This is a genomic window from Paenibacillus taihuensis (assembly GCF_003386535.1).
Classification (GTDB): domain Bacteria; phylum Bacillota; class Bacilli; order Paenibacillales; family Paenibacillaceae; genus Paenibacillus_Z; species Paenibacillus_Z taihuensis.
In genome coordinates this window covers 160,232-184,330 of the sequence record NZ_QTTN01000007.1, presented here as the reverse complement: position 1 = coordinate 184,330, position 24,099 = coordinate 160,232, and the positions used below count along the sequence as shown (strand labels likewise).

The window sequence follows — 24,099 nt, the reverse complement described above, 5'->3', positions numbered from 1 at the left end:
ATAAAGGAGATCCGTGGGTTAATTTCCAACGGATTTTTTTTGTGTTTTATGGCCTAACGTACCGAAAATAAGCATGCTCTGCGAACTACTATCTGAGTGTGAAAGTAGGATTCGAAGAGCAGGTGGTTAAGACATGAACAGCAATCGTTCGAAAGAAAATAAGAAAGAAAGTACGAAGAAAAGGCAGATCGGATGGACGAAAATAACGGTCTCGCTCATAATTGCAGCGGCGTTCATCTTCATCGTAGGTTGGGTAACGCTCCGTACATTGGTAGATAGACAAGATATATCGCTGCTGGCAAAGCCGCTCCCAGTTGAAACGGTCATCATGGACGATCAGGAGAAGGAAGCGAGCAGAATTGCATTGAACACGACAATTGAGCCGGTGAGCTATGAGACCTTGCCCAAACCCCTCATTGATGCCGTTGTTGCGGTTGAGGATAAACGGTTTTTCGAGCATCATGGCACGGATTTGTGGGGTATTGGCCGGGCGTTGTTCACGAACGTGACAAGCGGCAAAACAGTAGAAGGTGCGAGCACCATTACACAGCAGCTTGCGAAGAACGTGTTCTTGTCCCAGGAGCGGACATGGTCGCGCAAGTGGAACGAAGCATTGCTCGCCAAGAAGATCGAGCAGACGTATACGAAGCAGCAAATTATAGAGATGTATTTGAACCAGATCTATTTTGGCGAAGGTGCGTGGGGGATTAAACGAGCGGCAAGCGTATATTTCGGGAAAAGCGTAGAGAAGCTCACGTTGTCGGAATCTGCGATGCTTGCGGGGATTATTCGAGCGCCATCGGCTCTGTCGCCCGTTAAGCATATGAAAGAGGCTAAAGAGCGTCGCAATGTCGTTCTGGGACTCATGCGAGATCAGGGCAAAATCAGTGCAACTACGTATGAGACGGCGAGCAAGCTTCCGATACGTCTGAGCAGCACAACGGCGAGCAATGGAAGCGGGATCAAGTATGCGTACTTTGTGGATCAGATCATCCGCGAAGCTTCAGAACAATATGGGCTAAGCGAAAATGAAGTGCTCCACGGCGGGCTGCGCATCTACACGACGCTGAATACGAAGATGCAGCAGGCAGCGGAGCATGTGTATGCGCAGGCGTCCGTGTTCCCGACTAGCAGCAAGGACCAGCTGATTCAGAGCGGCGCGGTGCTGCTTGATCCGCGAGACGGCGGTATCAAGGCGCTCATTGGGGGCAGAGGGAATCAGCCGTTCCGCGGCTTCAATCGCGCGGTTCAGCTGAAGCGTCAGCCTGGCTCGACGATGAAGCCGATATCGGTGTATACGCCGGCGTTCGAACGTGGTTATCAACCGGGCGATACACTAATGGATGAGCCGGTTGATTTTGGCGGCTATGCACCGAAAAATGCTGGAGGCGGGTATCATGGCGAAGTGTCGATCTATGATGCGATCGTCCATTCCTACAACATTCCAGCAGTGGAATTGCTGAATGAGATGGGGATCGATGCCGGGATGGAAGCAGCCGAGAGGTTCGGCATCAAGCTGTCGGACGCGGACCGGACGCTGGGACTCGCGTTAGGCGGCTTGCAGGAAGGCGTCTCGCCGCTTGATATGGCGGATGCATTCAGCGTCTTCGCGAATGACGGCAAGCGTTATGCTGCGCACGCGATCGTCCGCATCGAATCGGCGGATGGCGAGCTGCTGGCTGAAGCGGCTCCGCCTGCGGCGATGACCGTCATTGAGCCAGCGGTGGCGCGGACGATGACGGCGATGCTGCAGGGCGTTGTGCAGGAAGGTACCGGCGAAGCCGCGGCAATTGACGGTCGCGCGATTGCAGGCAAAACGGGAACGACTGAACTGCCGGGAACTGGCGGCGAAGGGATCAAAGACAACTGGTTCGTCGGGTACACGCCGCAGGTTGTCGGCGCGGTTTGGCTCGGCTATGATCATACGGATGCGTCACATTACTTAACGACAACCTCGAAGGCAGCAGCAGCGGTCTTTCATTCGCTGATGAGTGAAGCGTTGAAGGATGAGCCGGTGTTAGAGTTTCCTCCGGCACTTGGATTGATGGGGAAGAAGCCCAATGGAAAACCTGATAAGAACGAGGATGCGCCGGGCTTGAAACCGGGCAAAGGACCAGGCAAAGGACCGGGCAAAGGACCAGGCAAAGGACCGGGGATAGGGCATGATCAACCTCCTGGTCAACAGAAACCGGGGAAGCCTAAAGATGAGCACAAAGGACATGGCGAACATGGGCCGGGTAAGAAGAAGGGCAAGCACGGGGATGATTGATGGAATTCCCTCGGTGGAGTGCTGAGAGAGACGATTCGGGTGTCTCAGCTTCATTTTGGCGCGGATGGACTGTCGAGAGAGAGTATATGGGTCTCTCGGCTTTGGTCCTGCTCGCATAATGTGTGCATTCCTCACTGAGAGCCCCGATTTTGGTCTCTCAGCATCATTTTCACTCGGATGGACCGTCGAGAGAGCCTATTTGGATCTCTCGGCTCCGCGCAGATAGCTCACGTGCTTGTTTCTTTGCTGAGAGAACGCATATGCTCTCTCAACCAAGCAAATGCACGAAAAGGAGGCTGAGAGATCATATTTGATCTCTCAGCCTCTTTTCTACGCCTCTTTTCTACGCCTCGGCGGCGTCTTGGCCGACTCGCTCCAGTCTAACCGCACATACTTTAAACTCCGGCATCCGGCTAATGGGACTTAGCGCGTCGTTCGTCAGCACATTGATGGAATGCTCGCCCCCCCAATGGAAGGGGACGAACACACTCGTGGGGTGAATGTCAGCCGTCACCTTCACGTCGAAGACGAGCGAACCTCTTCGCGTAGACAGCCGAAGGCGGTCTCCCGGACGGAGCAAAATCTGTTCAGCTGCATGCGGATGGATCTCGACTACCGGAACAGGCGCTTTCTTCAGCAGCGCTGCCGTTCGTCTCGTTTGCGCGCCGCTTAAGTAGTGATTGCCAAGCCGCCCCGTTGTCAATATGAACGGATACTCGCGATCCGTCGTTTCCGCGGGCTTCATCGGCGTTATGGCATGCAGCTTGGCGCGTCCATCTGCGTGCTTGAAAGCGCCATGCTCGAACATGCGCGGCGTACCGGGATGATCTGGCGACGGACATGGCCAGAATAGACCCTTCTCATCCTTCAGCCGCGCGTAAGACATGCCGCTGTAATCGGCGATGCCGCCAGCCGAAGCGAGGCGCAGCTCCTCGAAGATCGCCTCCGGAGAATCAAATGCAAAGTACTGTCCTCGGCCAAGCTTCTCCGCTAGCATCCCGATGATTTTATAATCCTCAAGCGCCTCGCCAGGTGTCTCGAACGCTTTTGGACGATGGAATACACGACCTTCCAGGTTGGTCAGCGTCCCTTCCGCTTCGAGGAAAGAGGAGGACGGAAGCATCCAGTGTGCGTATTCGGCTGTTTCCGTCGCGAACATATCAATGATGACGAGCAGCTCGAGCTTCTTCAGAGCCTCTGCAACACGAGCGCTATTCGGGCTGGAGACCAGCGGATTGGAGCCTAGCACAATCATGGCTTTGATCTCTCCGTCATGGATTTTGCCATAGAGCTCATATGCCGAGACGCCCTTGCCGGGCAGTTCTTCCGGTTCGATGCCCCAGACAGATGAGACATGACTCCGCGCTGCCGGATCTTCGATCAACCGGTAGCCGGGCAGCTGATCGGCTTTCTGCCCATGCTCGCGACCTCCTTGACCGTTCGCTTGACCGGTCACCGGACCGAAGCCGCAGCCGGGTTTGCCAATCTTGCCCGTGACGAGGCTCAGATTAATATAGCTGAGCGTATGTTCAACCCCGTTCACTTGCTGCTCAAGGCCGCGCGCCGTGAAAATCATGCCGGTCTCCGCCTGAGCAAACCCGCGAGCCACTGTGCGAATAACTTCCATCGGTATGCCGGTATAATGCGACACGTTATCTGGAGAGAAGGGGCGTACTGCTTTGCGGACATCCGCCAATCCGTTCGTATGTTCTTCCACAAAACGTTTATCATATAAACCTTCCTCCAGAATGACATGCATCAGACCGCTCGCGAAGACAGAGTCGAAACCAGGCTGCAAGTTGATATGGATATCCGCGATCTTGGAGGTCATCGTTCGCCTAGGGTCGATGGTGACGATAACGGCGCCTTGCTTCTTCGCTTCGAGCAAATAAGGGACCATCGTCGGCTGGCATTCCGCCATATTGGTACCGGTCAGAATGATGTACTTCGCCTTCGGAATCTCGTCGAGCGCCACATTCAAGCCACGATCCACGCCAAAAGCACGCGTCTGCGCAGCGGCAGCCGAAGACATGCAGTACCTCCCATTGTAATCGATATATTTGCTCCTCAGCGCTACCCGAGCGAATTTGCCGAGCAAATAACAAACTTCATTCGTTAGTGAGCCGCCGCCGAACACGGATACGGCATCATTCCCATACTTCTGCTGAATTGCCTTAATGCGTACCGCAATATCTTCCAGCGCATCGTTCCAGCTTGCAGATTGCCACGAAGCACTAGCATTCCCAACCGGTGCCGGAGCAATGCGGCGCATCGGAGACAGCAGTCGCTCCGAGTGGACGACATGGCCGAGCGCATTCAGCCCTTTCTGACAAAGCCGGCCTGTCGCAACAGGGAAGAGTTGGCTCGCCTTCACTTCCCAGCCGATCTCGTTCTCGGCGCGGATAAGATCCATCCCGCACTGCATGCTGCAGTAGCAGCAGTGCGAATATAGCCGATCTGCCTTCGAGGAGGCAGCGGCAGCGAGCGGCAACAGCGCCATCGTGATTCCCCCTTTTGCTTCAAGCTTCAAGGTCCGAGCCCCAAGCTCCCAATTCCGAACCGACTATCTACGACGCAATTGTGGATCCCCCAGCATCTGTGGCAGCGGCTTTGCGCCCAATGGTGAACCAAGTCCGTTTCCATGAACCCTGCGCAGCCATGATGAGTCCGATGCAGACGAGTGCGACCCCGCTCAGGATAAGAAATCCCGGCGTGTAGGAGCCGGTTGAAAGCTTCAAGCTGCCAAGTATATTCGGCAGGAAGTATCCGCCTAAGCCGCCGGCAGCGCCGACGATGCCAGTTACGATGCCGAGCTCGCTCTTGAAGCGCTGAGGGACAAGCTGGAATACGGAGCCGTTGCCCATGCCAAGCGCCATCATCCCGATAAACAGCAGCGGCAGAATGAGGTAGAGCGGAGGGAGGGACGCGATGAACGCCATCATCAGTGCGGCCATGCCATAGAGGGCGAACAGCATGCGGATGCCGCCGAACTTATCGGCCAGCCAGCCGCCAACCGGGCGGAAGAAGCTTCCGGCGATAACGCAGATCGTTGTGAAATCAGCCGCGTGCACGGGGCTTAATCCGTACTGCGTATTGAAGAATATCGTGAGATAGTTAGACATGCCTACGAATCCGCCGAAGGTAACGCCGTATAAGAGACAGAACATCCACGTGTCACGCTGCTTCAGAACAGTGCCGTAGTCGGATAGCTTGCGCGGCGACGGCTGATTCGGGCTGTCCTTGGCGAAGAGGGTGAACACGACGAACACGACGGTGATCGGGATCAAGGCGAGACCGAAGACGACATGCCAAGATCCGAAATGTTCTGCAATCCGATTTGCGAACAGCGTGGTGAAGACGGTGCCGCTGTTCCCGGCACCTGCAATGCCCATCGCAAGGCCTTGATATTGGGGCGGATACCAGCGGCTCGCCAGTGGAAGGGCAGCTGCGAACGAAGCGCCGGCAATACCAAGGAGCAATGCAACGATGTACAGTTCACTTAGCGAGTCGGCGAACTTCCATCCCCAGATAAGGGGGATAACCGTTAAAATCATCCCGATTTGTCCGGTACGTTTGGGCCCGATGACGTCCGTCATATAGCCGAGCACAAGACGCAGAATCGAGCCTCCGAGTACGGGGAGCGCGACCAGATTTGCTTTTTGCGCAGCGTCCATCTGGTAATCGTTCATAATAATGACGGCAAGCGGTCCGAGCAGCACCCAAATCATGAAGCTCGTGTCAAAGTACAGGAAAGCACTAGTCAGCGTGGGGGTATGCCCGCTCTTCAAAAAACTCTCTCGATTCATCGACATAATCAATCAATCTCCTCTCTAAATTACCGCTATCCAAACAAACAAAAGGCCGCACTGCAGTCGTCTTACCTGCAATACGGCCTCATCGCCACTGGCAGCACTTCGGTGTGCGTGCCAACTATTTCATTCGCAAGACTCACATCATTGTGAGCTTAGTTGCATTATATGCGTGATGAAAACTTGATGTCAATATAGCTAACATAATATTTTGCTACCCATGGATCAATTGATACACCTTGACGATCGAAGCGGCAATATCGCCGATCCGTTTCCGTTCATTCATTGCCTGCTTGCGCAGAAAATCATACGCTTCAGCTTCGGATATGCCCTTTACCTCACATAGCACGGCTTTCGCTTGGTCAATCCACTTCCGTTCTTCGAGCCTCATCATCAGCTGTTCGCGTTCTTCCGCCCAATGCTTGCGCTGCTGGAAGATGCGGAGGCCCCATTGCAAGGCGAGCTTCATTTCGCTCACTGTCATGGAAGGAAATAAGACGCCATCTGGTGAATAGCCCCAGTCGGTCTGCTTTAGTGCGGCTTCCTCGGAGCATAGCCAGTAGATAGGCAACCTCCTCATACTAATGATCGCTGACTGCCAATCGACGAGATTGGCATGCGGAACGTGAAGGACGGTTGCATCCGCGATGTGAATATGATGCTGGATTTCGCTGGTTGTCGCTGCGCGGTACAGCTTATGGCAGCTTTGCTGAAGATGAGGAGGAGATGGGATGGCGCGTGATCCTGGTTCGATAAGAAGAATGGTTTTCGGAATAACAATCACCTCGCAAAGATGGCATTATTGCCAGACAAACAGATGTTACAGAGAAAATATGTAATCTAATATAACATCAATCGCAGGTTTAGTCGATGGCCAAATGAATGATCTCTTGTGAATTGTACGAACATGTCCATTTTCAGAAAATTCATGTTATGTTTATTGACACATAAAAGGTCCGAAGCTATACTTAAGCCAAGAATATGAATTGGATGGCACAACGGCGTGCCGCTTCCTATGGCAATGAAGCCTATCCTGCTTGTCATGATGACAGCGGGGTAGGCTTCTATGTTTTTATACGAGGAGTGGAAAGCGATGAAACAACGACTAGTCATGATCGGCAATGGAATGGCCGGCGTTTCGTTCGTGGAGCAGCTGCTGAAGCTGAACCCGAATCGGTATGAGATTACGATTATCGGCGCTGAGCCGTATCCGAATTATAACCGGATTATGCTCTCGTCCGTACTCGCTGGCGATGCGAGCATGCAGGATATTATCCTGAATGACTGGGATTGGTACCGCGACAATCATATCACGCTTCACACGGGAGAGACCGTCACCAAGATTGATTCGGCGGCAAAGGAAGTCGTCACCGACAAAGACGCTGCCATTCCTTATGATGAGCTGGTGCTTGCGACAGGTTCATTGCCGTATATGCTTTCGCTGCCAGGAGCGGATAAGGAAGGGGTTATTGCTTTCCGAGATATTAAAGATTGCGAGACGATGATCGAAACGGCAAAGCATTACCGCAAAGCCATAGTAATTGGAGGCGGGCTGCTTGGTCTTGAAGCGGCAAGCGGCTTGATACATCTGAATATGGAAGTCAGTGTCGTTCATAAGCATGCGCACATTATGGAACGTCAGCTCGATGCAACTGCATCATTCATGCTGCAAGAGGAGTTGGAACGTCAAGGGATGCGCTTCTTATTGCAAAAGCAATCTGACTCCATTCTCGGTGATGCCAGAGTGAGGGGGCTTCGTTTCCAAGACGGCACGGAGGAGCTCGCGGATCTGATCGTAATGGCTGTTGGAATCCGGCCGAATGTTCAGCTTGCCAAGAAGAGCGGCATCGAGGTGAACCGCGGTATCGTCGTGGACGATTATATGCAGACGAGTGAAGCGAATATCTATGCAGTCGGCGAATGCGTGGAGCACAGAGCGACGACAATTGGGCTTGTCGCTCCTCTATATGAGCAAGGCGCTGTTCTCGCGAAGAAGCTTGCCGGCGTTACGGTTGACGGTTACAAAGGGTCTGTTGTTTCTACGAAGTTGAAGGTTTCGGGCGTGCATGTATTTTCAGCAGGGCGCTATGAGGATGGACCGGGGACGAAAGCGCTTCGTGTGCAGGATGACCTTGAAGGCGTATATAAGAAAATCGTGTTCGATCATGGCAAAGTGGTCGGCGCGGTTCTGTTCGGAGATACGAGCGAAAGCTCCAAAGTGTACGCAGCCATTCGAAGCGGCGAGGATTATACGGGCCGCGAGAAAGAGATTTTATTCGGCGGCGCAGGTTCCCCTGGCGGCCGAAGCGCTAGCCCGATTGACCTTGCGGCAGCGATGAGCGGCGACGAGATCGTCTGCGGCTGTAACGGCGTCGCGAAGGACACCATTGTGTCTGCGATTATGGAGCGAGGCTGCGTCAGTGTCGGCGAGATTAAAGCATGCACCAAAGCATCGGGCAGCTGCGGCACATGCAAGCCGGTCGTGGAAGCGATTCTGACGGCAACCATCGGCTCGGAGCAGGTCGCTCCCGTGAAGGAAGGAATCTGCGGCTGTACCTCGCTTACACGCGATGATGTTGTCGAAGCCATTCGCCGGATGAGGCTCACGACGACGAAGGAAGTGATGCATGTCCTCGAATGGAACAATCCGGAGGGCTGCTCCAAGTGCCGCCCGGCGCTCAATTATTACATCGGCATGATTTATCCGAAGGAGCACGAGGATGAGCTGGAATCCCGTTTTGTCAATGAGCGCAATCATGCCAACATTCAGAAAGACGGGACATTCTCGGTCGTTCCCCGGATCTATGGCGGTGTGACGACGCCGGAGGACTTGAAGAAGATCGCAACTGTCGCAGAGAAATATCACGTACCGCTGGTCAAAATCACCGGCGGTCAGCGGATCGACCTTCTCGGCGTGAAGAAGGAAGATCTTCCGAACATGTGGAAGGACCTCAACATGCCATCGGGCTATGCATACGGCAAAGCGCTGCGGACGGTCAAAACATGCGTCGGCAATACCTTTTGCCGGTTCGGGACGCAGGATGCGATCAAGATGGGGATCGATTTGGAGAAGAAATTCGAGCGACTGAATACGCCGCATAAGGTGAAGCTTGCTGTATCCGGCTGCCCCCGCAACTGCGCGGAAGCGACGATCAAGGACCTCGGCGTTGTTGCAATCGACGGCGGATGGGAGCTCTATGTCGCGGGCAATGGCGGGATGCGCGTTCGGGCAGCCGATCTGCTCACGAAAGTCAAGACAGAAGAAGAGGTACTCAAGTGGACCGGTGCTTACTTGCAGTACTACCGCGAGACGGCGAACTTCGGCGAACGGACGAGTGAATGGTCGCTCCGCGTTGGACTCGAGACGATTAAGAAGGCGCTGGCGACTCAAGAGGACCGCGATGCACTGAATGCGCGAATCGATGTCACGCTTGGTCAGACGCAGGATCCGTGGAAGCAAATCTTGGAGAACGAAGATCTCCGTAATGCGTTCGATGCACTGACAGCGCCGGTATCTTCGGAAGCGGCCGCGAGCAGCGAATCGGGTGCAGCTTATAAGAAGGGGGGCGGCCAAGGATGAATGAAATCATCATCGGACATGTGTCCGAATTTCCTGAACGCAGAGGGCGTGTCGTCCGTTTAGGCGAGCTCGAGCTTGCCCTGTTCAAGCAATCCGACGGCACCGTTGCCGCGATTGAGAACCGTTGTCCGCACAAAGGCGGCAAATTGTCGGAGGGCATAGTATGCGGGAGCCACGTCTATTGTCCGTTGCACGACTGGAAAATCAGTTTGAATGACGGACTGGTGCAAGCGCCGGACGACGGTTGCGTGCAGACGTTTCCGGTCTTCATCGATGAGAGGGATAACGTAGTTCTGCAGATCGAGCTCAAGGAGTCCAAAGTATCGTAGCGTAGAGAGGGAGTGCGGGTATGGCAAGACTAGATGGCAAAATCATTGCGGTGACCGGTCCTCGCAAAGCGGAGGAGTTGAGCCGCATGATCGGCAAATTCGGCGGTACAGCTGTTATTCGTCCAGCTCAAGGCACTGTTTTTCTCGACGATACCCAGATTGAATTGCAGCTTCGGGCGCTCATTGATCAGCCAGCTGATTGGCTCGTGCTCACGACGGGAGCCGGGACAGAAGCGCTTATGCTTACCGCGGAAAATCTCGGCTTAGCTGAGCCATTCCTGGCAGCGCTTGGCCGAATGAAGCTCGCAGCGCGCGGATACAAGACAGTCAATGCGCTCCGCAAGCTTGGTCTGACGCCTGAAGTTCGCGATGATGACGGCACAACAGCCGGACTGCTGCGGGCGCTCGACGATGGTTATGATCTACGGGGCAGCCGAATTGCGCTTCAGCTGTATGGAGATCCCGCGCCGAAGCTCACTGCAGAGCTGGCGCAGCGGGGCGCTGTATGCGAAGAGCTACTGCCATACCGGCATGTTCCGCCTGCAGATGAGGTTATTGAGCAGCTACTGCAGGAGATCATTCACGGACAGATAGATGCGGTCACGTTAACGAGCACGGTTCAGGTTCGTTTTGTGATGGGATGTGCGGAGAGGCTGGGCGTAGCAGAAGCGGTTCGTGATGCTTTTGCAGATCGGGTGCTCGCAGTGGCGATTGGCAAAGTGACCGCCGAAGCGATGCGGGAAGAAGGCGTATCGCGTGTCTTGTATCCGGAGGAAGAGCGTATGGGCAATATGCTCGTCGCCATGAGCAAGTATTACAATGAAGCTGGCGAGCGACTACTTGCTGCGAATTAGTTAAGAAGAACCGCTGCTGCAGCGGTTCTTTTTGCTGCATGGAAAAAGCTGTCGATCATCTCCTCATTTTATGCTAACTTAGTAGAAGAATGGAAGTACAAGAGCAAGCAGCATGAACGCAGCAGGAGGATAACAATGAGAATCGGACTGGCGCAAACGAGATTTCCTTCAAGCCTTCAAGACGGATTAGCCGCTGTAACGGAAATGCTCGCCAAAGGGGCGCAGCAGCAATGTGACGTTATTTGTTTTCCCGAATCGATACTGCCCGGGCTCCGAGGTGTCGGTTACGAGGTTGAGCCTTACGATCATGAGCGCATGACAGCAAGCATAGAACAGGTGCGCGAGCTGGCGAAACGGCATGGAATCGCAGTCATTTTGCCGACAGAATGGCAGGACGAGCTAGGCTTGCACCTGGTCGCCTTCGTCATCTCGGCTGAAGGGGAGCTGCGGGGCTATCAGACGAAGAACCAGATCGATCCCGATGAAGATCAGTTCGGTTATACGGCTGGAGCAGGCAGACAAATCTTCGAGCTTGGCGGCGTGAAGGTTGGCATTGTCATCTGCCACGAGGGCTGGAGATATCCAGAGACTGTACGTTGGGCGGCGCTTCGAGAGGCAAGCATCGTCTTCCATCCGCATTTTACAGGCGCGGTGTCGCAGCCTGCCTTCTTCCAGCATACGATGATGTGCCGCAGCAACGAGAATCAGATCTTCATGGCGAGCGTGAATTATGCGCTGCCTGATCAAGGCAGCGGCACCGTTATCATCGCACCTTCAGGGGAACAGATATGTGCTTCTGAGCTTGGCGCAGAGCAGCTCGTCGTGTGCGATATGCATCCCGAGGAAGCAACAAGAAGACTTCCGCTTAGGATGAGGCCAGAACTGCTTGTTTAATGAAGGAGGATGATTCCGAATGACGACTCAATATGTTTGGTCGGGCTCCAAGGTCAGGCTGCGTCCGGTTAAGCCGGAGGATTGGGAAAACTACCACAACAATGATCTCGATTCCGAGAACGCGCGATTATGCGACGAGATTCATTTTCCTCGTTCGGATGAAGGGACTCAGAAGTGGGCGGAGGAACAATCGAATAACGTGACGGACGGAGACAATGTGTTTCTGGCGATTGAAACGCATGATGGAACACTCGTAGGGAGTATGAATACTTGGGGCAGCAATGCTCGGACCGGAACCTTCAAATACGGCATTTCCATCTTTCGAGACCACTGGCGCAACGGTTACGCTACGGATGCTGTGAAGACGCTGCTGCGCTATTACTTCGAAGAGCTCCGGTATCATAAAGTAAATGCGCATGTGTATGCGTTTAATGATAGGTCAGCTGCGTTCCAGGAACGACTTGGCTTCAAGCTCGAAGGTACACTGCGCGATATGATTTATACGAAGGGCCGCCATTATGATGAGTACATATATGGACTTACGAAGGCTGAATTCGAACAACTTCATGGATAACGTCAATAAGACTGCCAATATAGGCAGTCTTGTTCTTTTTAGTCACTTGTTCCGTGGGCTGTAGCGGCAGCATAATCGGTACTAAATAGATTGTGTGATAGTTGATCGAAAGGGGTTGCGGGTTGATGTCTAAAGTGACGGCCGCGCTTATCGGAGCTGGTCAACGAGTTGCTCGCGCATACGATCCGTACGGGCTCGAGTTCCCAGAGGAGCTGCAGCTTCGTGCGCGGGAATTGGCGGAACTCCGAGACCTCCAGCCCAATGATTCTGTCCAAGAGCTTCCATGATATGGATGTGCTGCTGTGGCTCGCAGATGCGGACTGCACGAAGGTGTCGTCCTTCGGGTCGCTGACGCATTTTCGCGAAGAGCATGCTCCGGAAGGGGCGCCGCTCCGCTGCACGGACGGCTGTCCCGTGGAGAACACCTGCCCTTATTACGCGCCGAGAATGTACTCGAACGCGAGGATTGGGCTGGTCTTGCGATTGGCAAAGTGGTCAGCGACGATATCAGCAGGGAAGCGGTCATGCACGAGCTGCGGGTTGGACCGTATGGGAGATGCGTCTACCGCTGCGACAATAATGTCGTCGATCACCAGGTTGTCAATCTGGAGTTCGCGAATGACGTGACCATTGTGTTCACGATGTGCGCCTTTACGATGGAAGGCGGCAGAACGATGAATATGATGGGCACCGGCGGGCAAATTCGCCACATATGGAGAAGAATGTCATTGAGTTATCGAACTTCTCGACCGGCGAAACGAAGACGATCGCAATCGATGCGCCGATTGAAGGGCACGGCGGCGGTGATTATGGCATTATGCGCGACTTCGTTAAGTTGGTGAGCGGAGGTGGAATACGGCGAGACTGACAGGAGCGCAAGTGTCGGTTCAAAGTCATCTGATGGCTTTTGCAGCAGAAAAGTCACGTCTGGAAGGCAGAGTTATTCACTTGAAGGAGTATCGGCAAGAGCTGCTAGGCTAAGCTGGAAGCTGAAAAAACGGTCCTTGAAATGAATAAAACCGACTCTGAACTGAGTGAAAACTGACCAAAACATGTTGAGAAACTAGCTGAACCAAACAGTTATTTGGTCATTCCAACTCAAAAGTGACCTTTATGTTACAAGCACTGTCGAGTGCTCTTTCAACCTTGTCGAACACCGGCCAATTTCAGGAAATTACCCGACAGCATCGGTCAATTTCGAATTAGGTCCTTAGTCCCATGGTTCTAAGTACCTGTATGTGTATTTGGAAGAGCAAACGATTTCATTGCTGGATTTTAACGAATTAAATACATGTAATTGGAAGAAGAGACATGGGACATCGCCATTAGATGCGCCTATGTCTCTATTTTTTTTATGCAGCACCGTTCGAGCAATTTTTCAGCCGGATCCTTATATAATGCGTAAATGTGCGGTAGATGTTTAGCGAGTTTGAGAGTGGCCGCAATGAAGAAAAGGGGGTACGTTGTCGTTTGGAAGAAATCATTCGATTAAGGAATGAAGGGTTGTCTCAGCGGGAAATTGCAGCGCGTCTTGGCATTACCAGCAGCAAGGTTAGGTATCATTTGGCGAAGCATGGACTATTACCGCAAGGCAGCCGAAATAATGGAAGTGGAAGAGTGGAAGAAGCTGCTGGGTTCCCTGATGTGGACTTCGCTTATTTACCCGAGTCTGTAACTCTCGATGAGGACAGGCTTGTGCTGCTCCCGAAGGATCCCAAGACTCTCTATGTATATTGGAAGCTGACTGAGCGGCGTATTCGGATGATCGAGCAGCATTTTCACTGTGCATGGCATGAGCTGCCCAAATGGCTGCGGGTGTATGACGTATCATACATAACGTTCAATGGCGATAACGCGAATCGGACATGGGATATTCAAGTGGGCAATGAAGCGGACAACTGGTTTATGAGGGATATGTCGGCAGGAACGGCTTACTGTGTTGATTTCGGCACGACGTCGCTTGATGGCAGATTCATTACGCTGCTTCGTTCAAATGCGGTCGAGACGCCAAGGCTGAATGACGAGCGCCACACTGTTGACAAGGGCAGCGTCTGGGCAAGCGCCGAGCCGGTTAAGCAGCCTGAATGGGCTGCAGCGTTCACCGGATACTCCATTACAGAATAAACCATCGGAAAGGAAGTCTACTGTGGAAAAAGGATATCTCTCCGTCGTCCTTCACGCGCATCTGCCATTTGTGCATCACCCCGAAAGCGAACGATTCATTGAGGAACGCTGGCTGTTCGAAGCCATTACCGAAACGTATATTCCGCTGCTCGACATGATGGAAGGGCTTGTCCGCGATCAAGTCGCGTTTCAGCTGACGATGTCGATGACACCGACGCTGCTGACGATGCTCGCAAGCCCGCTGTTGCAGGAGCGGTATATCAAACATATGGATCGACTTATCGCGCTTGCGGATAAGGAGATTGCTAGAGTTCAAGAAGATGAAGCGCTGCTGCCAGTGGTCATGATGTATGCGGAGAAATTCAGCCATACGAAGAGACGCTTCGAGCAAGCGTACAATGGCTGCATCATTGATGGCTTCAAAGCGATGTCGGATCTCGGACATTTGGAGCTGATCACCTCATCTGCAACGCATGCTTTCTTGCCTTATATCCGCACCGAACAAGCGCTGCGGGCACAGGTTGAGAACGCCGTACGCGTTCATACGAAGTACCTCGGCAAGGCGCCGCGCGGGATTTGGCTGCCGGAATGCGGGTACAAACCGGAGCTCGATCACGTGCTGCGTGAGTTCGGTATCCAGTACTTCATGACTGACAGTCATGTGTTCCATAACGCTGATCCGTCGCCAATACAGGGCGTATACGCGCCGATCGTGACGCCTGGAGGCATTGCCGCATTCGCGCGCGATCAAGAAACGTCGAAGCAAGTATGGAGCGCGCAAGAAGGTTATCCGGGCGATTACGACTATCGGGAATATTACCGAGATATCGGCTTTGACCTGGATATGGATTATCTCAATCCGCATATGCCGATCGAAGACTTCCGATTGAACACTGGGATGAAATACTACCGGATCACGGGTCCGAACATGGAGAAACAGATCTACCAACTGGATTGGGCGCGGCAAAAAGCTGCTCAGCACGCGGGCAACTTCATGTTTAATCGCGAGAAGCAAATCGAACATCTCGCGGGTAACATGCACCGCAAGCCGATCATTATCGCATCATATGACGCGGAGCTCTTCGGTCACTGGTGGTACGAAGGTCCTATGTGGCTGGAGGAGCTGTTCCGCAAGATCGCTTCCGAACAGCAGACGGTGAAGCTCTCCACGCCTGCTGCTTATTTGGATGAATATCCCGTTAATGAGCAGTGCCAGCTCGCTTTCTCGACCTGGGGAAGAGGCGGATATGGCGATGTTTGGCTGAACGATACGAATCAGTGGATCTATCGTTATCTGCACGATATGGAAGCGCAGATGATAGAGCTGGCAGATCGCTATCCGGCGGCAGATGGCTTGACCCGTAGAGCGCTCGACCAAGCGGCTCGCGAGCTGCTGCTGGCACAGTGCAGCGATTGGCCGTTCATTATGGACAATCGGACAATGGTCGACTACGCCATTAGACGGGTGAACAACCATGTCGGACGTTTCGGTCGACTCTATGAAATGATGATTTCCGGTTTAATAGACGAGCGCTGGCTGGCAGAAGTAGAGAAGCGAGATGCTATTTTCCCGGAGCTTGACTATCGTGTCTATCTTTCTGGCAGATATGCGGGCAGCAGTAACGTCGTGACAATGCTTGATTCGAAGCCGTCAGGCTTCAAGGTTCTCCTGCTGGCATGGGAATACCCGCCGATGATCGTCGGGGGATTATCCAGGCATGTATACGACCTGAGCCGGATGCTCGCTGAGCTTGGCACAGAAGTGCATGTCGTCACCTCGCATGTAGATGGCTACCCGTCCTATGAGGAGCAGGGCGGAGTTCATGTTCACCGCGTGGGGACGTATCAAGGGTCCAACATTTCATTCATGGAATGGATCCTCCAGCTGAATCTGGCTATGACCGATTACGCTTCCCATTTGATCAGCAACTACGGCGTGTTCAATCTCATCCACGCGCATGACTGGCTGGTGAATCAAGCGGCGAAGGCACTTAAATATAAGTTCGGCTTACCGCTCGTTGCGACAATTCATGCGACGGAGCATGGACGCAATCAAGGTATTCGCACGGAGCTGCAGCATCAGATCCATCATCAAGAGTGGGAGATGACGTACGAAGCGTGGCGCGTCATCGTGTGCAGCAGCTACATGGAGGAGGAACTGCGTTCGCTCTTCCAGCTGCCGGTAGACAAGATTGACATTATCCCGAACGGCGTCATTACGGAGCATTTCCAGGCTGATGAAGAGATGGCTGCGGAAACACATGCGCAATTTGCAACGCCGGATGAGAAAATCATTTTCTATGTCGGCCGGATGGTCCGCGAGAAAGGTGTCCACATTCTTCTCGAGAGCATTCCAGCTGTGCTCGAGGCATGTCCGGAAGCAAAGTTTGTGCTGGCTGGCAAAGGACCGATGCTTGATGAGCTGAAATCCCGCGCTGCCGAGCTCGGCATTACCGACAAAGTGTGCTTCCCCGGATTCATCGACGACAGCACCAGAAATCGGCTCTTCCGCGCAGCGTACACCGCTGTATTCCCAAGCCTCTACGAGCCGTTCGGCATCGTAGCGCTTGAAGCGATGGCAGCGCAGCTGCCGGTTATCGTATCCGGCGTCGGCGGACTCGCAGAGATCGTCGAAGACGGCGAAGACGGTTATACCGTCCTGCCGGGAGATATTCCTTCGCTTTCGTCGCGCCTGATCATGATGCTGCAAGATGAGGACAATGCGAACGCGATGGCGTTGAACGCATTTCATAAAGTAATCGATGACTATGATTGGAACACCATTGCAAGAGAAACGATCGGCACTTATCGCCGAGTGTTGCTGGAACAATCACAGCTGCAAGTTAGCCGGGAAGCGGCTGCAACTATCGAAACTACAGGAGGGCTACAATGAAAGCTGTCATAATGGCTGGTGGAAAAGGAAACCGTCTTCGTCCCTTAACGAGCAATACCCCAAAACCTATGGTTCCTCTCTTGGACCGTCCGGTCATGGAATATACGATCGCGCTGCTGAAGAAGCATGGCATTACCGACATTGCGGTTACGGTGCAGTATATTCCAGAAGCGATTCGGAATTATTTTGACGATGGATCGGATTTCGGCGTCCGTCTTCACTATTTCGAGGAGCAAAGCCCGCTCGGCACAGCCGGCAGCGTGAAGAATGCAGAACAGTTTCTGGATGAAACGTTCATCGTCATCAGCGGCGATGCGCTCACGGATTTCGATCTGACTCGTGCAATTAACTATCACCAGGAGAAGGGCTCGGTTGCGACGCTCGTCCTGACGCAGGTCGACAGCCCGCTTGAATTCGGCGTTGTGATGACGGATGAGAATGGCCGCATCAATCGTTTCCTGGAGAAGCCGAGCTGGGGCGAAGTGTTCAGCGACACGGTCAACACGGGCATCTACATTCTTGAGACCGAGGTATTCCAATACTCCGAGAAGAATCAGGAGTTCGACTTCAGCAAAGATTTGTTCCCGATGCTGATGAAGAATAACCGTCCGATGTACGGCTATGTGGCAGATGGTTATTGGTCGGATATCGGCAACCTGACGCAATACCGCCAGACGCAATTCGATATGCTGGAGGGCAAAGTCGCGATCGAGCTGCCTGGCCGTGAAATCGCGCCTGGCGTATGGGCTGGCGACCGTGCGAAGATCGATCCGACCGCTTCGATTGTCGGACCTGCTTATATCGGGGAGCGCAGCGTAATCGGCAAGCATGCCATCATCGGAGAGTACACCGTTGTTGGCGGCGGGTCGATGATTTTGGATCGTGCATCCGTCGAGAGAACGGTGCTCTGGAAGCACAATATGCTGGATAACAACGTGGAAGTGAAGGGCGCAACGCTGTGCCGCAATGTCATTAGCCGGTACGGCGCTTCGATCAATGAAGAAGCCGTGCTCGGCGATAATTGCGTGGTCGGTGTGCACAGCGTCGTTGGTTCCGGTGTCAAGATGTTCCCGAACAAGTCAGTCGAAGACAATGCCGTATTGAAGCACTCGCTCATCTGGGGCGAGCACGCGACGAAGACGATCTTCGGAGAGTTCGGCGTCAAAGGGGCATGCAACGTCCAGATGACGACCAGCTTCGTCAATCGGCTGTCGATGGCGCTAAGCACGGCGCTTCCGATGGGCGTTACAGTCGGCATCGGACATGACGCGGCGCCTTTCGCCGAGTTAATGGCGGAAGCGTTCGCGGCAGGACTTCATGCAGCGGGCATCAACACGTACCATTTTGGCGCGGTTACTTCTTCGATCACCCGTTATGCGGCATGCCACCTTGATTGCACGGCGGGTATCTATATTCGGATGACAGAGGAAGACGGCGAAGAGCAAGCGGTCATCGAGTTTCTGGATGAGCAGGGGCTGCCGATTACGAAAGCGATGGAGCGCAAACTCGAGAATGCCTACTTCCAGGAGGATCAGCGCATCATCAAGCCAAGCGAGGTCGGCCGAAAGCGCACTTGCCCTGCAGTGGGCCGCTTATATCGCCGGGATCTGCTTGAATCGGTCGACACCCAAATCATCGAAAGCCATTCCTATAAAGTGGTCACGGTGTACAATGGTCACAACTTGAATAATGTGCTGCCGGAGTTTCTGCAAGAGCTGGGCTGCCGCGTTATTCAGTTGAACGGCGTCATTACGGAGCCGTCGGAACTGGCACACTGGGTACGTGACAATGGCGCTGATTTTGGAATGATGCTCGACACGAACGGGCAGCGGATCCAACTGGTGACGGAGCTTGGCGAGGTCATCTCGGATGAGCTTACGCATATGCTGCAAATGCGCATTCAATTGCAAGCCTCGAAGGATGAAGTCATTCATGTACCGGTTCATTTCCCGGACATTGCCGAGCTGATGGTCACGCAGAGCAACCGCAAGGTGATGCGTACCAAATCGGACATACGGTCCATTCTGGAGAGCTGCCAGCATAACGGCTTCCACGTCTATCTTGACGGCATTTATACACTTGTTCGCTTGATGGAGATCATGGCATTCATGGGTGTGTCGCTGTCCGAGCTGATTCAGACGATTCCGGCTTTTGCGCTGCTGAAGGAGAAAGTCGATTGCCCATGGTCCGAGAAAGGGAAGGTAATGCGGCATTTGATGCAGGAGACGAAAGGCAAGCACGTTGAGCTCATCGACGGCATCAAGATCTTCCACGAAGAAGGCTGGACGCTCATTCTCCCAGATAATGAGAAGCCAATTTTCCAAGTATATGCAAATGCGGAGTCGCAGCTTGCGGCGAAGCAGATGGCCGCTTCTTATGCGGATAAGATTCGGAAGTACCGCAGCAGCTAGAATTAGGAATATCGAGGGAAGCCACATCCAATTCGGATGTGGCTTTTGTTCTATACCCATGAATAGGAAAGGAGAAAAATATAGATAATTGTGAAGAAAGGTTGTCTAAATTGCAAAGACTTATTAAAATACAGGTAGGGTAGGAGATATGATGCTGCTGCCTCCAGATAAGAGTGAACCTTATGGAAGCTAACGACAAACAAGTTCAGAACGAGCTTACAAGCCACATCGGCAGATTGCTGCGCGATGCATTCGGCAAAGGACCGCAGTCCATCTACGTCAGCGTAAACCGACCTTTCGTGGTCATTTATCTTCGTAATTTTCTTTCACCAACGGAAAAGATTTTACTTCAACAAGATCAGATCTATTCGATTCAGAGTACGAGAGATTTGTTAATGAAGTCGTTATTTCCAGAAATGAAAGCTTATATATTGCTGCTAACGGGTCTCAATATCCAGGAGTTCTATTATGATTGGGGCTTGCACAATCAATCCGGAATTATGGTTGGCATAGATTGCGATGACGAGCATCCTCACTCAGTTAACGTGCACGAAACGTATGCGGGCCAGGAGGAGCTTCACCAAGAGATTGATCTAATCAGCCATAACGTGGAGAAGAAACCTGAGAAAACTTATTCGTACAAAATCAATGACCGGACCATTCTGGTCATACGAAACGGAATTCTCATCAGCATCGAAAAAGAATTGATCCGGATTGGACAAGAAGAAACGCTGAAGCTGGCTAAACGCAATTTAGAGAAAGGCCATCTTCACCGGAACAATCGATTCAGCAAGATGTTAAATGCAGGTGTTGTAGATGTATTCGTGGACTGGGATTTCCATCTCGATAAATCGGTCATCGTCCTCATCCTGCATCCAAGTTCATAATAGGTCTTAATGAGACAGAGACAGCGCTGGACATAAGCCTAAATAAGAGCCCTCGATTAGAGCTCTTGTTTAGGCTTTTTTTGATCCCGTATTCTTTAACTTTTCAGAAGGAGTGCTTTTATTGTATATGAACCATTCGTATGAATCTGAACATGATGGGAGTTTCAAATATAATCATATCCCGGAAGAGTTCTGGCAGTTATTCGAGATCTCACCAGGTGGCGTATCGATCGGTACAGATCCGCACTGCACAACGATTATCCATAATCGTAAAGCGTCTCGCATGCTGCGCATTCCAGCCGGAGGGTTCTTCTCACATTCATCCTTCAAGCCGCCAAGCGTAAAGGTGTTTCGCGACGGAATCGAGCTTCTGCCGCATGAAATGCCGATGCAGCGTTCCGGCGTAGATGGAGAAGAGGTCCAGGATGAAGTGCTTGAGTTTGTATGGCCAGACGGATTCCGAACGGTATCCGTCTGGAATTCCATCCCGATTCTGAATAAGGAAGATCGAGTGGTTGGCGTACTGGCGACAACAGAAGAGATTACGCGATATGTCCTGCGAGAGCGTGAGATGCAGTTGGATAAAATAAATCTCGAGAATGTCGTTACGGAGAAAATCGAGGAACAGACAAGGCTCCGCAGCGAAGTGGAACGTCTGGACCGATTCAGTCTCGTGGCTCAGATGGCGGCCAGCATTAGCCATGAGGTTCGTAATCCGATCTCAACCGTAAGAGGCTTCTTGCAGCTGATGCAGCGCAATCAAACTTACAATGACAATTATTATAAGCTCATCATTAGCGAGCTGGACCGTGCGAATGAGATCATTGGCAACTTCCTATCTCTATCGAAGCAGAATGATTCCGCTGAAAGGCTTGAGAAGGACCTCGCCGAAACATTAGGATTCATACTGCCTTTATTGGAAGCAGACGCGCTTATGATGGGGAAGAAGGTATCATTTATCGAGAAGTCGGTCACGCCTGTTCGACTGAATTCGAAGGAGATTCAGCAAGTGCTTATCAATCTGGTGCGCAATAGTCTGGAAGCGTCCGAAAAAGGGACCACCGTAGTCGTGGAGATGTTCGAGAATGAAGCGAGCATAGGCTTCTATGTAAAAGATGAAGGTCCCGGCATCCCGCCGGAAATCGTTGCGCAGCTGGGTACGCCGTTCCTTACGACGAAAGAGAAAGGAACAGGCCTTGGCTTATCCATTTGCTATGACATCGCGCGGAGACATGGAGCCGAGATCAGCATTGACAGCGGTGAGAAGGGAACAACGTTCAAGTTCGCATTTGCGAAACAGAAGAGTCAAAGCGCATAGGGTGTTGGACATGAATTCACTGCTTCATTCGTAAATATGGGTAGAAGTGCTGTCAGCGGAATAGGTTGCACGACCGCGAGCGCTTACAATCCATGTGGAAACGGAGCGTGAATTGATGATTCATTCTTTAAGGAGGCTGGGGCTTATCATGAGTTGTATGCTTCTAATTTTCTCCTTTGGCTTGCCGGGCAGCAAATGGCAGCCTGCCAAAGAAGCCAGTGCAGCAAGCTACACCGCTGTCGTGAACCCGAGTGTCCAGTACCAGACCTGGGAAGGCTGGGGGACGTCTCTCGCTTGGTGGGCGAATGTTATCGGCGGAGCGCCTGATTCGGTGCGCAATGATTATGCGAACAAGCTGTTTAGCGCAAGCGGCGGACTCGGTATGAACATCGTCCGGTACAACATTGGCGGCGGCGAGAATCCCGCTTACCCGAACAATATGGAGTATCGCGCGCGCGTGCCGGGATATAAGGCGTCTGCGGCAGCTTCGTATGACTGGAATAGTGACGCGAATCAACGATGGATTCTGAATGCAGCGAAATCGCGTATCGCCTCGAGCGAGTTCATTGCGGAAGCATTCGCGAATTCGCCGCCTTGGTGGATGACGAAGAGCGGCAGTGTAACTGGCGGCGTCAATGCTGCGGAGAACTTGAAGGATGACATGTATGATGATTTTGCCGATTACCTCACGGCTGTTGTGAAACAGTTCCATGACAATTGGGGCATCGACTTCCGTACGCTATCGCCGGTTAACGAGCCAAGCTCCGATTATTGGTACTATGGGAATCGGCAAGAAGGCAACCGGATGTACCCGGCGAATCAGCAGGTTATGATCGGCTATCTGTATGATTCACTTGCTTCGAAGGGGCTCTCTACAGGTATCAGCGGACCGGAAGAAACGAGCATCGATCTTGCTCGTGATACGATTAACAGCTTCTCGGCAGCGACCAGAGCGAAGATGGTGCAATTCAACTCCCATACGTACGGCGGCAGTGACCGTGTCGGCTTGAATACCGCGGCTGGCGGTAAACGGATTTGGAACTCCGAGCATGGTGACGGCGATTCGACTGGACTTACGATGTCTCGTAATATTCTGTGGGATATCAAGTACATGAAGAACAGTGCCTGGGTCTATTGGCAAGTGGTCGAAACAGCAGGCAGCGGCTGGGGAATGCTCGAGACGGATCTCAACAATCCAAGCGGTGACCGTTCTGTTTACTCGGTGACGCGGAAGTATTACACGATGGGCCAGTGGAGCAAATATATTCGTCCCGGCTACAAAATGCTCGATATCAACAACGGCGACTCCATCGCAGCCTATGACAGCGTAGGGAAGAAGCTAATTATCGTCGGCATGAACGATTCTGCGTCTTCCAATACGATTACGTATGACCTGTCTCAATTTGCAACCGTTTCCGGTACGCTGACAGGCACTCGCACAAGCTCGACAGAGAACAATGCCGCATTATCCGGCCTCACGTTGTCGAATAAGCAATTTAGCGTGACATTGCCTGCAGGCTCTGTCAGCACCTTCGTCATTACGGGGGTAGACGGCATATCGAGCGGCATTGATACTACGGGATATTATAAGCTGGTGAACCGTAATAGCGGCAAACTAATGGACGTGTCCCAAGGCTCGACATCTGATGGCGCAGATGTCATCCAGTGGACCGATAATAGCGGATATAATCAGCAATGGCAGTTTGTGAGCACAGGCAGCGGCTATTATAAGCTCGTGAATCGGAACAGCGGCAAAGTGCTGGATGTTAGCGGGCAATCCACTGCCGATGGCGGCAATGTCATTCAGTACACCGATAACGGCGGTACGAACCAGCAATGGCTGCCTGTGCAGTCAGGCGGTTATTATAAGTTCGTCAATCGGAACAGCGGCAAAGTGATGGATGTCAGCGGTCAATCGACTTCCGACGGCGGAGATGTTATTCAATACACGGACACTGGCGGCAATAATCAGCAATGGCAGCTTGTAAAAGTGAATTGAAACGTTTGAAACGGATTGAAATGGAATGAAGCGGTTTGCTGCTGGTTGAAGCAGATGAGAATTAATGGTTGCATTTTCTACAGTTGTACAATACACTTGTCACAATTGAATAAACGCGGGAGCTTGCGGCAAGCAGGCTGAGAGTACGACTAAGGTGT

The 24,099-nt window shown here is 52.6% G+C and carries 16 protein-coding genes and 1 pseudogene; 14 read left to right on the top strand and 3 right to left on the bottom strand.

What is annotated here, in order from left to right; translation table 11 throughout:
- Window positions 1–133: 133 nt before the first annotated feature.
- Window positions 134–2,269 carry a transglycosylase domain-containing protein gene (locus A8990_RS08455; protein ID WP_116188573.1) on the top strand — a complete coding sequence of 712 codons (2,136 nt, stop codon included), beginning with the start codon at window positions 134–136 and terminating at the stop codon, window positions 2,267–2,269.
- A gap of 343 nt (window positions 2,270–2,612) precedes the next feature.
- On the opposite strand, the gene A8990_RS08450 is transcribed toward A8990_RS08455, so the two are convergent.
- From A8990_RS08450 to A8990_RS08440, 3 genes are all read right to left on the bottom strand, one after another.
- Complete coding sequence (locus A8990_RS08450; RefSeq protein WP_116188572.1) at window positions 2,613–4,769, bottom strand: molybdopterin oxidoreductase family protein; 2,157 nt, start codon at window positions 4,767–4,769, stop codon at window positions 2,613–2,615.
- A gap of 67 nt (window positions 4,770–4,836) precedes the next feature.
- The gene (locus tag A8990_RS08445; protein ID WP_116188620.1) at window positions 4,837–6,075 is read right to left on the bottom strand and encodes a nitrate/nitrite transporter; all 1,239 of its coding nucleotides are present in this window, start codon (window positions 6,073–6,075) and stop codon (window positions 4,837–4,839) included.
- Between the two features lie 217 nt (window positions 6,076–6,292).
- Entirely contained in the window at window positions 6,293–6,862 is a 570-nt protein-coding gene (locus A8990_RS08440) for an ANTAR domain-containing response regulator (protein ID WP_245995903.1), read from the bottom strand.
- 309 nt (window positions 6,863–7,171) lie between these two features.
- Here A8990_RS08440 and nirB point away from each other — a divergent pair, with 309 nt between their 5' ends.
- The 13 genes and pseudogenes from nirB to A8990_RS08380 all read left to right on the top strand — a co-directional run bounded on the left by nirB (window position 7,172) and on the right by A8990_RS08380 (window position 23,941).
- The gene (gene nirB, locus A8990_RS08435; RefSeq protein WP_116188571.1) at window positions 7,172–9,658 is read left to right on the top strand and encodes a nitrite reductase large subunit NirB; all 2,487 of its coding nucleotides are present in this window, start codon (window positions 7,172–7,174) and stop codon (window positions 9,656–9,658) included.
- Entirely contained in the window at window positions 9,655–9,987 is a 333-nt protein-coding gene (gene nirD, locus A8990_RS08430) for a nitrite reductase small subunit NirD (RefSeq protein ID WP_116188570.1), read from the top strand. Before nirB ends, nirD begins: the two co-directional genes overlap by 4 nt.
- A 20-nt stretch (window positions 9,988–10,007) precedes the next feature.
- A complete protein-coding gene (locus A8990_RS08425) occupies window positions 10,008–10,841 on the top strand; it encodes a uroporphyrinogen-III synthase (protein ID WP_116188569.1) in 834 nt (277 codons plus the stop codon).
- 135 nt (window positions 10,842–10,976) lie between these two features.
- On the top strand, window positions 10,977–11,735 hold the full coding sequence (locus A8990_RS08420; RefSeq protein ID WP_116188568.1) for a carbon-nitrogen hydrolase family protein: 759 nt from the start codon (window positions 10,977–10,979) through the stop codon (window positions 11,733–11,735).
- A 19-nt stretch (window positions 11,736–11,754) separates the two neighbouring features.
- Window positions 11,755–12,309 (top strand): GNAT family N-acetyltransferase, encoded by a 555-nt coding sequence (locus A8990_RS08415; protein ID WP_116188567.1) that lies wholly within the window; start codon window positions 11,755–11,757, stop codon window positions 12,307–12,309.
- Between the two features lie 125 nt (window positions 12,310–12,434).
- Window positions 12,435–12,596 (top strand): hypothetical protein, encoded by a 162-nt coding sequence (locus A8990_RS31810; protein ID WP_220376793.1) that lies wholly within the window; start codon window positions 12,435–12,437, stop codon window positions 12,594–12,596.
- A pseudogene (locus tag A8990_RS08410) lies at window positions 12,526–13,013 on the top strand (Gfo/Idh/MocA family oxidoreductase); the annotation flags it as partial. The gene A8990_RS31810 and the pseudogene A8990_RS08410, both read left to right, overlap by 71 nt.
- Before the next feature lie 766 nt (window positions 13,014–13,779).
- Window positions 13,780–14,433, top strand: coding sequence for a DUF4912 domain-containing protein (locus A8990_RS08405; RefSeq protein ID WP_181909472.1), 654 nt, complete (start codon window positions 13,780–13,782; stop codon window positions 14,431–14,433).
- Between the two features lie 22 nt (window positions 14,434–14,455).
- Window positions 14,456–17,326, top strand: coding sequence for a 1,4-alpha-glucan branching protein domain-containing protein (locus A8990_RS08400; RefSeq protein WP_116188565.1), 2,871 nt, complete (start codon window positions 14,456–14,458; stop codon window positions 17,324–17,326).
- On the top strand, window positions 17,323–19,737 hold the full coding sequence (locus A8990_RS08395) for a sugar phosphate nucleotidyltransferase (RefSeq protein WP_116188564.1): 2,415 nt from the start codon (window positions 17,323–17,325) through the stop codon (window positions 19,735–19,737). Before A8990_RS08400 ends, A8990_RS08395 begins: the two co-directional genes overlap by 4 nt.
- Window positions 19,738–19,919: 182 nt before the next feature.
- Window positions 19,920–20,624, top strand: a complete 705-nt coding sequence (locus A8990_RS08390; protein ID WP_116188563.1) for a Na-translocating system protein MpsC family protein — start codon at window positions 19,920–19,922, stop codon at window positions 20,622–20,624.
- Window positions 20,625–20,751: 127 nt separating this feature from the next.
- Window positions 20,752–21,942: a sensor histidine kinase gene (locus tag A8990_RS08385; protein ID WP_147306787.1), complete on the top strand. Its 1,191-nt coding sequence runs from the start codon at window positions 20,752–20,754 to the stop codon at window positions 21,940–21,942.
- 148 nt (window positions 21,943–22,090) lie between these two features.
- Window positions 22,091–23,941 carry an RICIN domain-containing protein gene (locus tag A8990_RS08380; RefSeq protein WP_181909467.1) on the top strand — a complete coding sequence of 617 codons (1,851 nt, stop codon included), beginning with the start codon at window positions 22,091–22,093 and terminating at the stop codon, window positions 23,939–23,941.
- The last annotated feature ends 158 nt before the right edge of the window (window positions 23,942–24,099 follow it).

Coding starts and splice junctions, on each gene's coding strand:
- A8990_RS08455 (WP_116188573.1), top strand. CDS start 134: ATGAACAGCAATCGTTCGAAAGAAAATAAGAAAGAAAGTACGAAGAAA.
- A8990_RS08450 (WP_116188572.1), bottom strand. CDS start 4,769: ATGGCGCTGTTGCCGCTCGCTGCCGCTGCCTCCTCGAAGGCAGATCGG.
- A8990_RS08445 (WP_116188620.1), bottom strand. CDS start 6,075: ATGAATCGAGAGAGTTTTTTGAAGAGCGGGCATACCCCCACGCTGACT.
- nirB (WP_116188571.1), top strand. CDS start 7,172: ATGAAACAACGACTAGTCATGATCGGCAATGGAATGGCCGGCGTTTCG.
- nirD (WP_116188570.1), top strand. CDS start 9,655: ATGAATGAAATCATCATCGGACATGTGTCCGAATTTCCTGAACGCAGA.
- A8990_RS08425 (WP_116188569.1), top strand. CDS start 10,008: ATGGCAAGACTAGATGGCAAAATCATTGCGGTGACCGGTCCTCGCAAA.
- A8990_RS08420 (WP_116188568.1), top strand. CDS start 10,977: ATGAGAATCGGACTGGCGCAAACGAGATTTCCTTCAAGCCTTCAAGAC.
- A8990_RS08415 (WP_116188567.1), top strand. CDS start 11,755: ATGACGACTCAATATGTTTGGTCGGGCTCCAAGGTCAGGCTGCGTCCG.
- A8990_RS31810 (WP_220376793.1), top strand. CDS start 12,435: ATGTCTAAAGTGACGGCCGCGCTTATCGGAGCTGGTCAACGAGTTGCT.
- A8990_RS08395 (WP_116188564.1), top strand. CDS start 17,323: ATGAAAGCTGTCATAATGGCTGGTGGAAAAGGAAACCGTCTTCGTCCC.
- A8990_RS08390 (WP_116188563.1), top strand. CDS start 19,920: ATGGAAGCTAACGACAAACAAGTTCAGAACGAGCTTACAAGCCACATC.
- A8990_RS08385 (WP_147306787.1), top strand. CDS start 20,752: ATGAACCATTCGTATGAATCTGAACATGATGGGAGTTTCAAATATAAT.
- A8990_RS08380 (WP_181909467.1), top strand. CDS start 22,091: ATGAGTTGTATGCTTCTAATTTTCTCCTTTGGCTTGCCGGGCAGCAAA.